This window comes from Polaromonas sp. (assembly GCF_012927485.1).
Taxonomy (GTDB): Bacteria; Pseudomonadota; Gammaproteobacteria; order Burkholderiales; family Burkholderiaceae_C; genus Polaromonas.
The window spans coordinates 139,847-154,033 of record NZ_JABBPC010000012.1 but is presented as its reverse complement, the minus strand read 5'-3'; the positions used below and the strand labels follow the sequence as shown (position 1 = coordinate 154,033).

Below are 14,187 nucleotides of genomic sequence, written 5' to 3'. Positions count from 1 at the left end.
CTTATGCAAGAACTTACGGAAATAGCGGTCATTCTGAACGCTTCCGCTGGCGCCGGCTGCACTGCAGAATTCGCCAATGACCTCACAAATCAATTTCGGACGCGCGAACTCAGCGTCCACGTGACGCTTGCGACAAGCGGCGCAGAGCTCATTGAAGCCGCCCAGCGGGCTGTCGGGAAAGGCGCAAAAATGGTTGTTGCTGGCGGAGGGGACGGGACCATGAATGCGGTTGCGTCGGCACTGATCGGAACCGATATTGCCTTGGGCGTTCTACCGCTCGGAACGCTGAATCACTTTGCCAAAGACTTGCATATTCCACTCGACCTCGACGATGCGATCCGTACGATTGCTGAAGGATACATGGCCAGGATTGACGTGGGTGAAATTAACGACCATATTTTTCTCAATAATTCGAGCTTGGGACTGTATCCCGATGCCGTTCGACGCCGCGAACGACAGCAGCGGCGACTAGGCAGAGGCAAATGGCTTTCCTTATTCTGGGCCACCGTAACCGCCTTGCGTCGGTATCCTTTTTTGAACGTCACGTTTGTCGTGGAGGGTGAGGAATTCCACCGCCGCACACCTTTCATTTTCATAGGCAACAATGAATACTTGATGGAGGGCTTCAACATTGGTGGGCGAGAGCGGCTCGACGCTGCCTGTTTGAGCTTGTATGTAACTCAACGAACAGGACGGCTTGGCTTGTTATTCCTGGCAGTGCGCGCCCTCTTTGGCAGGTTGCGGCAAGCAAAGGACTTCGATGTGCTTATCGCCAAAAGGATACTGATCAAAACCCACCATCAGCAGATCCGGGTAGCGACCGACGGAGAAGTTACCCTTATGAACACTCCGTTGCGCTGTCGTATTCGTCCAGCGGTGCTGAATGTGATCGTGCCGAAGAATAGTCAGAAAAAAGGAGATGGCCATGCGTACGCTCGTACACCTGTCTGATCTCCACTTCGGGCGTATCGATACAGCCCTCATCGCGCCGTTAACTGAGCTCATCGGAAATATCAAGCCGGATCTCGTTGTGGTTTCCGGCGATCTGACTCAACGGGCCCGCACCGAGCAGTTCCGGGCGGCACGTAGTTTCCTGGATGCCCTTCCCACGCCCCAGATTGTCGTACCGGGCAATCACGACATCCCGCTGCACAATGTTTTTAGCCGCTTTATGCAGCCCCTTGAAAAGTATCGACGCCACATCACCGATGACCTCGATCCGTTTTATATGGATGATGAAATCGCGGTACTTGGAATTAACACGGCGCGCTCGCTCACCATGAAGAATGGGCGGATCAATCAGGCGCAGATGGACTGGGTTCGCGCGCGTCTAGGGACATTAGAAGATCACATCACCAAAATCATAGTGACGCATCATCCCTTTGATTTACCCCTTGACTTCGGCGATAGAGAGCTGGTTGGTAGAGCGCCAAGCGCCATGAATATTTTTGCAGGCTGCAAAGTAGACATGCTGCTTGCCGGACACCTGCATGCCAGCCACGCAGGAATTACCGCAGCGCGCTACAAATTGCCCGACTATTCCGCTCTGGCCGTACAGGCGGGAACAGCCACCTCAACACGCGGCAGGGGGGAATCAAATTCCTTCAACATCATTCGTATTGCCGCTGGCGTTATCGCGATTGAACATGTGAGCTGGAAACCCGAAAGCGGGGTATTTTCGTCCGCGTCAACTGAAACCTTCGACCACACGCCAAACGGGTGGCTGAGCAACGGCCTAGTGAGGAATACCGGAGCGTCGCAATAGGGATTGGCGTGTGCGGTGCGATCGGTGTAATGACGGCGGACTGGGGAAAAGCGCGCCTCTCAGTGGTGATGAAGTTCAAACTCCGACATCTTCAAGCAGTCCCTCAAAGCCAGGTTCCGTTGTGTGGCATTTGGATGGTGGTGGCGGGGCTGTCTGTGACGACGAACGAGCCCACCGCGATACTGAACAAAGAAATAAAAATGCTCGCAAAGAATGCCGTCCAGAAGCTAGACACTTTGAAGCCCTTGACGAGCCGGGCAACCAACAAAATCATCAAGGCGTTGATCACCAACACGAACAGGCCGAACGTCAGCAGCGTCAACGGCAAGGTGAGTACGATGAGCAGCGGTTTGATGAGGGCATTTGCAAAGCCCAAAAGCAGCGCAGAGACTATCAGGGACGACGCGTCGTCAAATTTCAGACCGCCGAAAATATGACTAGCTACCCACAAAGACAGCGCTGTGATTGCCCAGTGCAGAAGAAAGGGTGTCAGATTTTCCAGCATGTCAGGACGCCTTGTTCAGTAGATTCAGGTGAGTATAGAGTGATCGATTTGCACCGGTGCGGCAAACCGTCGTGCGCACCGCATGTAGCGCGGACACCTGCAACGCCCTGCCGCGGGCCGTCAAAGAGATGCCCGCGGTTGAAGTTCCGGGGAACCTGTCGCGCCGTTAGCGGCCTGTAGAGCCCTCTCTGACGAGCCGACAAGCTGGCTTCACAGCGACTCAACCGGGATGGTAAGGCACTTGAGCGCGTGGTGCCAGGGATTTAAATTAGACAATTAAGGAGGCTTGGCGTGCCGCCAGAAATCGCTTAGATTTCAGCGCCGCAATCAGCCAGAGCCCCCTTGCAATACCTACTTCTGAGTGAAGTCGAGCGCCCCTGTCAAATCTCCCATCGGTTTCACGCCGTTGGCGACAAGGGCTTTGTCGCGGCTCAGCAAACCATCCAGTGGCGGCAAAGAAAAGCGATGCGTGATGAAACGTAAAATCGAGGTCGTATCGTATTGAGAATGATCGACGAATCCCCTTTTCGCATACGGCGAAATAATGATGGCGGGAACGCGGGTGGCCGGGCCAAAACGATCTCCTTTAGGCGGCGCGACGTGATCCCAGAGCCCGCCGTTTTCATCATAAGTGACGACCACCACCATGTTTTTCCATTGCGGGCTGGCCTTGAGCTTCTCGATGATGTCCGAGATGTGCTGATCGCCTTTTGCGACATCGGCATAGCCCGGATGTTCATTCACATCGCCTTGCGGTTTATAAAAAGTCACTTGTGGCAGATTCCCATTTTGAATCGCGGCAAGAAAGTCGGTGCCATCCTTCAGGTGATCCGCACGTGCCTGGGTGCCTGGGGCAAACTGCCTGAAGAAATTGAAAGGCTGATGGTGCGGCTGAAAATTCGGAATCGTATTGTTATAAATGTTCGTACGGTCTTTCTGCGCGTCGGTCCAGGCACCCGCGTACCATGCCCACGAGATACTTTTCTTCGATAACAAGTCACCTACCGTGGTCATGTCTTGCGGCGGCAACGTACTTGCCGCATTCGGGTCGGCCAAGGCAGGGTCACCGCCCGCCGCTGGTGCATTTCCGCTGGGCTGATACGCGGGCTGCATGGTGTTGACTGCATAGAACTTATCGAAACGTCCATTCATCGGGGTGATCGCGCCATTGCCTAAATAGGGCGGACGACCATTGCTGTTCAGAACGGACGAAATACCCTTGCTCGGATCGAGTAACAGACTGACCCCGTCGGTGCCGCCAGGATTGGCTATTTTCGCCTTGGCCGGGCTGGTATCCGCATTGGGATAGACCGGCGTGCAGGCGCAAATGAGCCAGAAATGATTCAGGAAAGAACCCCCGAAAGCGCCCATAAAGTAGTTGTCAGCTATCGTGTAATCGCGCGCCTTTTTCCACATCAGCAGGGACGAACCGTCATAGTTCCCCATCACCAGACCGCCGGCATCGGAGGCCACCGCAAAGCGATCATTCTTGCCGCCGTTGATTTGCATCTGGTTGAAGAAAAAACTGTGATCCAGATCCCGGGTTTTAACGTTCAAAGACAGATTGAATTTGGGACCATCGAGGTTGAAAGGCGCATTCGGCAGGTTGGCCGTATCGGCTTGAGCGACAACCGGCGTCACGCCAGCGCTGGTCATTCCTCCCCATGTAGGCGGCAACACCGACAATACCGAACCATCCAAATCTATTTGTTTATAGCGGTTGCTACTCAATGCGTTGTCAATGCCATTAGCACCCGGGAACTTACCGTACAGGCTGTCAAAAGCCCGATTTTCCGCATAGATCACGACGACGTTTGAAACATGATCCAGGCTGAAGCGGTTGCGCAGCGATTTTTTGATATCACCGTCATTCCCAGCTTCGGCGGTTGCGTCAGAAATTCGATCAATCGATTGATCAATTTCTGTTTTCAGAATCGCTTTTGTCGTCGGATCAATTTCCTTATTGTGGTCGCCTAAAAGTTTGTCTTCAGCGACGCCAAGGCGTTTTGCCAACAAGGTCTTCGCGCTGGCGAAGTCGCCACCGTTGTCATCCATCAATGCCTGCAACTCGGTCGAAATACCGCTGACCACCTGATTTGCCTCAGCAGGCGCGCGAAAAACGAGTTGCCGGGTAATCGGGGTTTCAGTTTTTGTATCTGGATCGAAGCGCGTCGCATCGGTGCCGATTTCGACCACCACAGCAGCTTTTCCGGGCAACGAAAAGGCGCCGTCGATGTCGGTATAGGTGCTGGGCTTGCCCGGGTCGCAACGGCCGTTGCTATTGGTGTCCAGGCAGACTTTTGCATGTCTGAAGTAGCTGCCGGTCACCACACCGCTGGTGACGCCACTGACGGCGCTGCCGCCGCTACCGCAGGCGCTAAGCGCCCCGGAAGTTATGCTGGTCAGCAGCAACACTCGAAAAGTTTGGTTCATTAAATTCTCCAGGTACATCATCAAACCTCCAAGAATGACCATGCTGTATGTCACCTTCATGACTGTCGCACACTATTGAAATTTGTATCGTGGGAGGCGTCCGTTACGGCTTGGAAGGTGTAGCGAATTGGGGTTCCGGGAATTTCAAAGAAGCAAGCGCAGGTTCAGCTTTCTCTCGCCACCCCTGACCTCGCTCGTAACCAGTTCCGAACCTGCTCGGTCACCCACAACGGGGCGTCCAAAGGCAAGTCGTGCCCTGCCGAGGGGTGCAATTCAAGCGAACAGTTCCACTTGGTGGCAATGGCTAAAGAGCATTCAACGTTCACCAGTTTGTCTTGCGCACTGGCCAGAAGCAGCACCTCCGCGGGGGGCGGTGCGGCAGCAACCCGATAGCGAGCCGCTGCCGCCAACTGGCGCAGGGCGTTCACCTCTTTGACCGGATGTTCAAGTCGCGTCTCGATCCAATCTGGAATAACCTGCTCGTGACTTGCCGCATTGCTACTGGTCATTTTCAGGATAGTCCGTTCCCGGTCAGACGGGGCTGCTTTCAACAGGGTGAGTCGGAGTAACGATAAATAGTTGCGGGGTCGGAGGCGTCGATAAAACGGGCTGATGGGCCGGAAACTGGTGTTGATCAACACACAGCCCGCGACCTCATTCGGATATTGGTAGGACCACTCGGTAGCCACCATCGCGCCCAGAGACATCGCCAGCAAATAGTAAGGAGGTTTTTCGCCGCGTCGTAGCAGTTCGTTTCGGCAATACGACACCATCCCGGTTATGGATAGCGGGCTAGGCACCAGATTAAGTGTTCCGTTTCCCGGGAGATCGAGTGGGATGACTCTTGAATTCGGTACGGCTCTTCGGAATTCGTCAGGGAAGCGGCCCCAGTGTGCCGTTCCTCGGGTCAATCCGCGCAAAAAAATCCAACTAGCCATCACGTCCTATCGGTACCAATCCTGGAGCGCTTTGGCATGACGCTCGGCGCGCGTCGCCTGGGAAGGCGTCCACAGTTCATGACCGCAAGCAACCCGCCCTAAAAAGTCCAGAAGAGAAACATGTCGACGCAGTACGCGCTGCTGGCGGTGTTCGATCAAGGGGTTAAAGATTCCGTTTCGCGAAAAGAGTTGCCTGGGATTTTTCTTGATCCACAACCAGGATCCCATTTCAAGCGTCAATGGCAAAAAAACACTGTCGGGGTTATTACAAGCCTGCTTATACAGATGGTCCCACAAGTCTCCATGCGCCAGATACTGAACACTTTGCGGCTCGAAGACATACTGGTGATGACTGTGCGCTTGCAAAAACATTTCCTTGAGCGCATGTATTTCAGCCAGATGCTTGATCGGCTTTCGCGTGTGGGCATAGGGAAACCAAATCCGGTCGCTGATGCCAAATCCAGAGTGACAGTCCAGCGCGATACTGAACTTGCGGACGAGGAGTTCGGAAGCCACAACGTCGCAAAGGGCTTGGCTCTCTGTTTCAAGGGGATCACCCAATTTCCCTCGATACCAGGGCAACCCGGGGCTGAGACGCTGACCGCCCACAAGAAACGGCACCCTGTCAGTAGCATCGATTGGCGCGTTACGCATCAAATCGACCCCTCGGGGGTTGGCCCGTGTACCTCTCCACATTCCCCCTGGATTGACGAGAGGCACAAAGACGAGTCGTACGGATTCGAGCTGCTTGTTCAGGGTCGTATCCCATCGCAGTCGCATCACCACGTTTTGCAGATAGGCCATCACAACTTCCGCACCGATTCGTTCGAGGCCATGCACACCGCCGAAGAACCCAACTGCAGGCACGTCGGGACTGGGATTTCCCAAGGCGATGGAGTAGATCGGAAAGCTCAGGGCCGACGCTACTGAAACCTGACGCAGCACTTTGACCTCGAGGTGCGGTGCCCCCAGTTCAATAATTCTCTCCAGCGCAACTAACTCAGGAAAAGCGTTTTTATCCACAGTAGAAAATGGTAGGGGTTGTCAGGTGCTGCGCAAGAATCAGCAAGCATAGCGTCAAAAATCCTGCGGTGCTCGACACCAAAGTCAATCGAAGAAAAGCGAAAAAGTGACGTGAAACGGTCATATTCATGAGGTACTGTTGAAGTCATTACTTCACTCCAAGAAAGCACTCCATGTTCTGGAAACTGTTTGGATTTCAAAAAATGCTCGACGCACTTTTCGAAGATCGGTGGATCTGTCTTGCCTTACCGAACTCCAGAAGTAGCTACCATGATGGGTCAACAGAACTTGCGCAAGATTAACGCGCTCAGAATGTTGGTACTGGGCAGCAGCATCGCTTGGGGAGTGATCGAGTTTCTCGCACTGCAACGCTCACGGTATTACGCCTGGCTTACCCGAAGTTGATGGCTGCTTGCTGGCGCTAATCGGGCGGTCTGTCTATCGACACGACTTAGCTTTGCAATTCGCGACGCCTCCGGCACGAGGTCGTCCTTTTCCGGGTAACACCCTGCCGTTGGCCGACAGGCACCAACCAGTTTCAGACCCAGCAAGCGGTGCACCGAAACGACAGACCTGGTAGCCACTGGATTCAACCTGTAGCGAGCTCCGCCGGCAGCAATCCCCAACGTTTTAGCAATTCGAATCGTACGGATCAGGCTTGGGAATCAAATCGTGACGCCGCCATCGACGACGATGCTTTGACCGGTCACAAATGACCCCGCCTGAGAAGCAAGATACACCGCCGCACCAGCGATCTCATCGGGCTCGCCAATACGGCGCAAGGGTGTCGTTTCGGTGCGCCGCTTGAGCATTTCAGGATCTTCCCACAGCGCGCGTGCAAAGTCAGTGCGGATCAGCCCGGGGGCAATGCAGTTGACGCGGACGTTGTGAGGGCCGTACTCGACCGCAAGATTACGCGCGAGCTGGAAGTCGGCTGCTTTGGAAATGTTGTAAGCGCCAATGACTGGCGAGCCCCGCAAGCCGCCGATCGAGGAAACGATGATGATGGCGCCGTCCTTGCGCTCAATCATTTGAGGCGCGACAAAACCAATCAGCCAATGATTGGCAATGACGTTGTTCTCCAGAATCTTGCGGAACTGGTCGTCTTCGATACCAGCCAGCGGGCCGTAGTAGGGATTCGATGCCGCATTGCACACAAGGATGTCGATTTTTCCAAGACGCTGAATCGCCTGGGCCGCGAGATGCCGCAGATCGTCTTTGGATGAAATGTTGGCCGGGATTGCAATCGCCGCGCCAGCGCCCCGCACCGCATTAATGGCGGCGGCTACTTCGTCACAAGCCTCCGGCTTACGCGACGAAATTACCACCCGTGCGCCTTGCTCTGCCATGCGCTCGGCAATCGCCTTGCCGATGCCACGGGAGGAGCCGGTAATAACGGCTACTTTTCCAGCCAGGGAAAATAAGGACATGTGGCATTTCCTTGAAAATAAGAACCCATCTCGTTTTTAATTGGCAGCGCCGGGTGCGCTCATGCGGTCGTGGTTCTGCAAGAGGCCGCCAATCAAGTCTTGGCCTGCGGCTTCTCAAGTGCGTAGCGACCGTACTCCAGGCGGGCAATGGTCCGGTTGTGCACCTCATCGGGACCGTCCGCCAGCCGCATTGTGCGCATACTTGCATATTGCTTGGCCAGGCCTGCATCCGTGCTCACGCCCGCAGCGCCAAAAGCCTGAATGGCATCGTCGATAATTTTCAGTGCAGCACGCGGTGCGGCGACCTTGATCATGGCGATCTCCGCGCGCGCCTGCCGGTTGCCCACCTTGTCCATCATGTCGGCGGTCTTCAGGCACAACAGGCGGGTCATCTCGATGTCGATGCGCGCATGTGCCACCCGCTCCTCCCAGATGGATTGTTCCGAGATACGCTTGCCAAAAGCAACCCGGGCCTGCAGCCGTTTGACCATTTTTTCGAGTGCCACTTCCGCGCTGCCAATGGTGCGCATGCAGTGATGGATACGCCCGGGCCCGAGACGCCCCTGCGCAATCTCGAAACCCCGACCCTCGCCCAGCAACAGGTTCTCGATCGGCACCCGCACGTTGTTGAAACTTACTTCCGCATGACCATGCGGCGCATCGTCAAAACCAAAAACCGGCAGCATGCGGACAACCTCGATGCCCGGCGTGTCAAGCGACACCAGAATTTGTGACTGCTGCGCATGCTTGGGGGCTGTCGGGTCGGTCTTTCCCATCACGATGGCCAGCTTGCATCGCGGGTCTCCGACACCGGACGACCACCACTTGCGGCCATTGATCACGTAGTGGTCCCCGTCGCGCTGGATGGAGGTCTGAATATTGGTCGCGTCTGATGAAGCCACGTCGGGCTCGGTCATCAAAAACGCCGAGCGGATCTCGCCCGCCAGCAGGGGTTGCAGCCATTTTTTCTTGTTGTCGTCCGACGCGTAGCGCGCAAGCACTTCCATATTGCCAGTGTCCGGGGCTGAACAGTTGAAGACCTCCGACGCAAATCCGACTTTTCCCATCTCTTCGGCGCAGACAGCGTACTCAAGGTTGGTCAGACCGGCCCCTCGATAGGGGCTGTCTTCGGGCAAAGAGTCCCGTGGCAAAAAGAGATTCCAGAGACCTTCCGCCTTGGCCTTTACCTTCAGTTCCTCAACCACCGGCACGACCTGCCAGCGATGGTCACCAAACGCTTTCATTTGGGCGACATAGACCGGCACGGCGGGGTAAACGTGCGCGTTCATGAACGCGACGACGCGATCTCGCCAATACGTTTGTTTTTCGGACATCGTGAAATTCATGCGGTTCCTTTTTGTGCAGCAGCGCTGCCAGACGGTGTGCGGCAGCAGCCTATTTCATCAGACTGCTCAGGCTGACGGGCTTGATCTTTCCGCCTTCCACGGTGGCGATCACCGGATCGACAATGGTTCCGCCCGTGGCATCGACGCCGCGGAAGTCGCCCGCGTTCAGTTCCTTCGGCAGCTTGACAATCGCCTCGTTCAACTTGGCGCGGATTGCGCTGGCGTCGCTGGTGGTCCCGGCGAGTTTCATCGCCGCTGCCAGCGCGTGCGTCAGCGCGTAGTTGTAGGAGGACTCGGTCGTCGGATCGCGGTCTGCGCCAAACATCTTTCGATAAGCTGCGCTGAAAGTCTTGGGGCCCAGCCGCTCGTCGTACGAGACCGGCAGCACGCCGATAGATCCCTCCAGCGGGCCCAAGCCTCCCGTGACCTTGGCCATCTCGTCGAGCTTGGCTTGATCCATGATCAGGAAGCCCCCTTTAAAGCCGAGTTCCCGCGCTTGCTTGGCCACCAGCGCGGTCGGCTCCGACGGACCACCGATGAACAGGACGTCAGGCTTCTCCGCCAGCACCCGGCTGACACCGCTGTAGAAGTCGGCGGAGCGGTTGTAGGACATCGGGTTATTCGAAACGATGGTGCCGCCCGCTTTTTCCCACGCCGGGACGAACAACTGGCTCCAGTTCTTGGCGTACTCGTGGTCGCCCGGAAGCATGCCGACCTTCTTGCCAAACTTCTTCATCTCGTAACGGGTGAACGGATCGAGGTAGGAGTTGAAGGTAGGTGGAATCCGGATCGTAAGCTTGTTGCCACTTTCGGTGATCTTCGGCGTGCTCGAATACGCCATCACGATGAACTTCTCTTGCTCGTTGAAGGCTTGCATGGCATAGATGCCGCCGGAATGCGGTACGAACACGGCCGGCGTCTGGTACTGCTGCACCAGGCGGCGCGCGTTGATGGCGGCCTCTGCCGGCGAGTATTTATCGTCCAATGCCACCAGTTCGAGCTTGATCTTCTTGCCAGCGACCTCGAGCCCGGTTGCATTGATCTCCTTGATGGCCATTTCAATGCCGTTGACTACGTTCTTGCCATAGAGCGCGGCACCGCCGCTAAGTGGCCCGGTGTAGCCGATTTTGACGGTCTCCTGGGCCAGCGTGGAAGCGCTGGCGAAGGCACCGAGCAGGGCCACAGAAAAAGGCAGCAGGACGAAGCGGCGGCGAGGGAAAACGGTCTTCATGAGTGAATCTCCTTGGGGGGTGGAATGAACGGAAATGAAGGTAAACGAGCGGCCTGGGTAAAGCGGTTCAGGCGCCGATATAGGCCGCACGAACGGCCTCGTTGTTGAGCAGCGAATCACGGTCGCCTTCGAGCGTGATGCAGCCGCGCTCAATGACGTAGGCACGGTGCGCGATGGCCAGTGCCGAATAGGCGTTCTGCTCCGCCAGCAGCACCGTGGTGCCCGCGCGGTTGATACGCTGGATCACCTCGAACACCTGCTTGACGACCAGCGGCGCCAAGCCGAGCGAGGGTTCGTCGAGCAGTAGCACCTTGGGCCGCCCGAGCATCGCGCGGCCGATCGCCACCATCTGCTGCTGGCCGCCTGAAAGTGATCCGGCGGGATCATTCTGCTTTTTCTCGAGGATCGGAAACAGGCCGAACACTTCGTCAAGCGAACGTTGAATGCCCGTTTTGTCGCGTCGATACACATAGGCGCCGAGCGTGATATTTTTGCGGACTGTCATCATCGGAAAGAGCTTGCGCCCCTCGGGACAATGCACCAGCCCGGACGCGACAATCTGCGCCGGCCGAAGACCCACCAGTTCGCGATCGCCAAAACGGATGCTGCCAGAACTCGGCTGCTGGAGGCCGCTAGCCGCCATGAAGATCGAGGTCTTGCCGGCGCCATTGGCGCCAAGCAACACCACCAGTTCGCCGGCGGCGGCATGCAGCGTGACTTCGTTCAGCGCACGGAAGCTGCCATAGTGAAGCGTCACGCCTTCAAACCGGAGCATGGTCTACTCCGAGGTAAGCTTCGATGACCAAGGGATCGCGGCGGATCTCCGCCGGCGTACCCTCGGCGATCTTGCAGCCGTTGTTCAGCACCACAATCTTGTCCGCCAGGCGCATGATCATGTCCATCTTGTGCTCAATCAGGCAGACGGTCCTGCCGTGGTCCACCAGCTTGCGAATGAGCGCGGCGAGGCCGACGGTTTCTTCAGGATTGATCCCGCCAGCCGGCTCGTCAAGCAGCAGCAGTTCCGGGTCGGTCGCCAGCGCAAGCGCGAAGGCCACGCGCTTGCGCTCCTCCTGCGTGATGTCGGCTGCGATGCGGTTGGCGATGTGCGAGAGGCCGACGAAGTCAAGCGCCTCCTGCGCCTTGTCGCGGCACAGTCGTTCTTCCTGTTGCAGCCGCTGCGTATTCACCAAGACATCCCACAGGCCCGAGCGGGTGCGCAGCCGATGGCCGACGATCAAGTTGTCCAGCACCGTGGCGTTGTCGAACAGGTGCGTGGTCTGGAAGGTCCGTGCGATGCCCAGCCGCGCGACATGGTCAGGTCGCAGCCCGGTCACGTCGCGGCCCTTGAACACGATCCGGCCCGAGCTTGGCTTGTGCGTGCCCGCCACCAGGTTAAAAAAGGTCGTCTTGCCGGCACCGTTCGGGCCGATGATGGCGCTGACCTGTCCGCGTTCGAAACGTGTGCTCACGTGGTCGACCGCAGTCAGGCCGAAAAACTGTTTGGTAAGGGAGACAATTTCAAGCATGGCTCGACGCTTTCCTCGGGGCTGGGGCAGGCGGTGCCGCCTTGGCCTGCTCGGCGCTGCTCGTATGGGCACGGCGGGCACGGCGCTTGAGCCAGGTGCCGACGATGCCGTCAGGCAGGAAAATGATTAGCGCGATCAGCACGGGACCGAACACCACCATGCGGTAGTCCTGCAAAAACTGAAGGCTCTGGGTAAGACCGATCACCAGGAAAGTTCCCACCAGCGGCCCCAGCAGGGTGCCGATGCCGCCGACCAGAACATACATCACCAGGTCGAAGGTCACGACCTCGCTCGCCAGGTCCGGTCCGAGAAAACGAACCTGCCCCGCATACAACGCTCCAGCCAAGCCAGCATAGACCACCGACAGCACGAAAGACAACGTTTTTGTACGCATCAGATCGATACCGAGTGCTTCCGCCAGTTCGTCGCTGTTGCGCACCGCCATGAAGCTGCGACCAAGCAGCGAGCGAACAATTCGGGCCATGATCCAGATGCCGAACGCCAGGAACGCCAGCACCAGGTAGTACTGCGAGAGCGGCGTGCCAAACTGCACCGGCCCGATGCCGCTGGGCGCCGGTATGCCCATGATGCCCACCGTTCCATGCGTGAGGCTTTCCCACTTCTCGATCAGCAGGTACATGATGGAGCCCACGCACAGCGTGAAGATCGAAAAGTAGTGCCCCTTCAGTCGCAGCGACAGGATGCCGACGAAGAATCCAATCAGCGCCGTCACAACGCCGGCCAGCAGGAACGCGATCCAGAACGGCACCTGGTGATCGACCGTCAGGATGCCGACCGTGTAGGCGCCGACCGCCATGAAAGCGCCGTGCGCCAGATTGAACTGGCCGGTGTAACCCGTAATCAAATTCAAGCCCAGCGCGGCGATGACCATGATGAAGGCCTGCGTCGCCACCGAGATCAGGTAGTTGTTCTGCGCGAACAGCGGAAACGCCAGCGCGATCAGTAGCAGCAGCGTCCAGCCAAGCTTGCCTTGCAGCAGTTTCATCAACGCGCCCCTTTTTGGGTGAACAGACCTTGCGGACGCAAAGACATGATCACCACCAGCAACACGAACGCAATGATGTCCTTGTAATCGGTGGAAAAGTAGAAGCCGCCGAAGCTTTCAGCCAGGCCGATGATCAGGCCGCCCACAATAGCGCCGGGAAAGCTGCCCATGCCGCCGAGAATGATGATGACGAAGGCCTTGGTGATCACCAGGTTGCCCATGCTCGGGTACACGAGGTTGATGGGCGCATAGAGCACGGCGGCAATCGCGGCCAGCGCGCCCGAGATCGCAAACACCAGCAACGTGACGCGCGTTGCGTCGATGCCGACCAGTGCCGCGCCGTCGCGGTTCTGGGCCATCGCGACGATCGTCGAACCCAACACCGTATGGTTCAGGAACAGGTGCAGCAGCACCATGAGCCCGAATGCACCCGCAATGATCAGCAGGCGTTGCAACGGAGCCGTGAGCCCGAACACTTCTACGATCTGGCCGTAGGGCGTAGGCATGCGGTGAAAGTCAGCGCCGAAAAGGGCCTGCGTTCCGGCCTCGAGGAACAGCAGGATACCGATGGCGGCGATCATGTCATGCAGTTCGGGGGCATTGCGCAACGGATGAAACACCAGCCGCTCCGCCAGCATCGCGATGCCCGCCACCAGCACGGCCGCACCGGCCATCGCGATCCAGTAGTTGAGGCCGAGCGCGGTCATGAGGTAGTAGCCGGCGAACGCGCCGATCATGTAGAAGGCACCATGCGCGAAATTTGGCACGTGCAGGATGCCATACACCAACGTCAGTCCGAGCGCTACCAGACTGTAGACGCCGCCGACCGTCAGGCCATTGAGCAATTGCTGGAAAAACAGTTCCACATCAATCCTTGAAATACCCACCATACCGTTGACAATTCGGCACCGTAGGGCCTGCCGCCTATTGTGGTGGCGGCTTCAGCGGCATCGATTGAGGGATTACCCCTGACAGACGTCGCAT

General features: G+C 57.2%; 14 protein-coding genes. 3 read left to right on the top strand and 11 right to left on the bottom strand.

All coding sequences use genetic code 11. From position 1 onward, the window contains the following. Nucleotides 1-3 precede the first annotated feature (3 nt). Entirely contained in the window at nucleotides 4-951 is a 948-nt protein-coding gene (locus HHJ16_RS04830; RefSeq protein ID WP_293641182.1) for a diacylglycerol kinase family protein, read from the top strand. Next, nucleotides 926-1,765: a metallophosphoesterase gene (locus HHJ16_RS04825; RefSeq protein ID WP_293641179.1), complete on the top strand. Its 840-nt coding sequence runs from the start codon at nucleotides 926-928 to the stop codon at nucleotides 1,763-1,765. Before HHJ16_RS04830 ends, HHJ16_RS04825 begins: the two co-directional genes overlap by 26 nt. 103 nt (nucleotides 1,766-1,868) lie before the next feature. Here the strand turns inward: HHJ16_RS04825 and HHJ16_RS04820 are convergent, their stop codons facing one another. The 4 genes from HHJ16_RS04820 to HHJ16_RS04805 all read right to left on the bottom strand — a co-directional run bounded on the left by HHJ16_RS04820 (nucleotide 1,869) and on the right by HHJ16_RS04805 (nucleotide 6,664). Continuing rightward, nucleotides 1,869-2,270 (bottom strand): phage holin family protein, encoded by a 402-nt coding sequence (locus tag HHJ16_RS04820; RefSeq protein WP_293641176.1) that lies wholly within the window; start codon nucleotides 2,268-2,270, stop codon nucleotides 1,869-1,871. Between the two features lie 351 nt (nucleotides 2,271-2,621). After that, nucleotides 2,622-4,703, bottom strand: coding sequence for an acid phosphatase (acpA, locus tag HHJ16_RS04815; protein ID WP_293641173.1), 2,082 nt, complete (start codon nucleotides 4,701-4,703; stop codon nucleotides 2,622-2,624). Between the two features lie 164 nt (nucleotides 4,704-4,867). Continuing rightward, entirely contained in the window at nucleotides 4,868-5,641 is a 774-nt protein-coding gene (locus HHJ16_RS04810; protein WP_293641170.1) for an alpha/beta hydrolase, read from the bottom strand. Between the two features lie 6 nt (nucleotides 5,642-5,647). Next, nucleotides 5,648-6,664: a M14 family zinc carboxypeptidase gene (locus HHJ16_RS04805; protein WP_293641167.1), complete on the bottom strand. Its 1,017-nt coding sequence runs from the start codon at nucleotides 6,662-6,664 to the stop codon at nucleotides 5,648-5,650. 270 nt (nucleotides 6,665-6,934) lie between these two features. Here HHJ16_RS04805 and HHJ16_RS04800 point away from each other — a divergent pair, with 270 nt between their 5' ends. Then, the gene (locus HHJ16_RS04800; RefSeq protein ID WP_293641165.1) at nucleotides 6,935-7,069 is read left to right on the top strand and encodes a hypothetical protein; all 135 of its coding nucleotides are present in this window, start codon (nucleotides 6,935-6,937) and stop codon (nucleotides 7,067-7,069) included. A 260-nt stretch (nucleotides 7,070-7,329) separates the two neighbouring features. Here the strand turns inward: HHJ16_RS04800 and HHJ16_RS04795 are convergent, their stop codons facing one another. The 7 genes from HHJ16_RS04795 to HHJ16_RS04765 all read right to left on the bottom strand — a co-directional run bounded on the left by HHJ16_RS04795 (nucleotide 7,330) and on the right by HHJ16_RS04765 (nucleotide 14,069). Next, nucleotides 7,330-8,094, bottom strand: a complete 765-nt coding sequence (locus HHJ16_RS04795) for an SDR family oxidoreductase (protein ID WP_293641163.1) — start codon at nucleotides 8,092-8,094, stop codon at nucleotides 7,330-7,332. A 92-nt stretch (nucleotides 8,095-8,186) separates the two neighbouring features. After that, entirely contained in the window at nucleotides 8,187-9,440 is a 1,254-nt protein-coding gene (locus HHJ16_RS04790) for an acyl-CoA dehydrogenase family protein (protein WP_293641161.1), read from the bottom strand. Between the two features lie 49 nt (nucleotides 9,441-9,489). Beyond that, nucleotides 9,490-10,671: an ABC transporter substrate-binding protein gene (locus tag HHJ16_RS04785; RefSeq protein WP_293641158.1), complete on the bottom strand. Its 1,182-nt coding sequence runs from the start codon at nucleotides 10,669-10,671 to the stop codon at nucleotides 9,490-9,492. Between the two features lie 67 nt (nucleotides 10,672-10,738). Continuing rightward, nucleotides 10,739-11,446 (bottom strand): ABC transporter ATP-binding protein, encoded by a 708-nt coding sequence (locus tag HHJ16_RS04780; RefSeq protein WP_293641155.1) that lies wholly within the window; start codon nucleotides 11,444-11,446, stop codon nucleotides 10,739-10,741. Further along, nucleotides 11,433-12,197 carry an ABC transporter ATP-binding protein gene (locus HHJ16_RS04775; RefSeq protein WP_293641153.1) on the bottom strand — a complete coding sequence of 255 codons (765 nt, stop codon included), beginning with the start codon at nucleotides 12,195-12,197 and terminating at the stop codon, nucleotides 11,433-11,435. Before HHJ16_RS04775 ends, HHJ16_RS04780 begins: the two co-directional genes overlap by 14 nt. Beyond that, nucleotides 12,190-13,203 (bottom strand): branched-chain amino acid ABC transporter permease, encoded by a 1,014-nt coding sequence (locus HHJ16_RS04770; protein ID WP_293641151.1) that lies wholly within the window; start codon nucleotides 13,201-13,203, stop codon nucleotides 12,190-12,192. The genes HHJ16_RS04775 and HHJ16_RS04770 overlap by 8 nt, the downstream gene beginning before the upstream one ends. Then, entirely contained in the window at nucleotides 13,203-14,069 is an 867-nt protein-coding gene (locus tag HHJ16_RS04765) for a branched-chain amino acid ABC transporter permease (RefSeq protein ID WP_293641150.1), read from the bottom strand. The genes HHJ16_RS04770 and HHJ16_RS04765 overlap by 1 nt, the downstream gene beginning before the upstream one ends. Nucleotides 14,070-14,187: the final 118 nt, after the last annotated feature.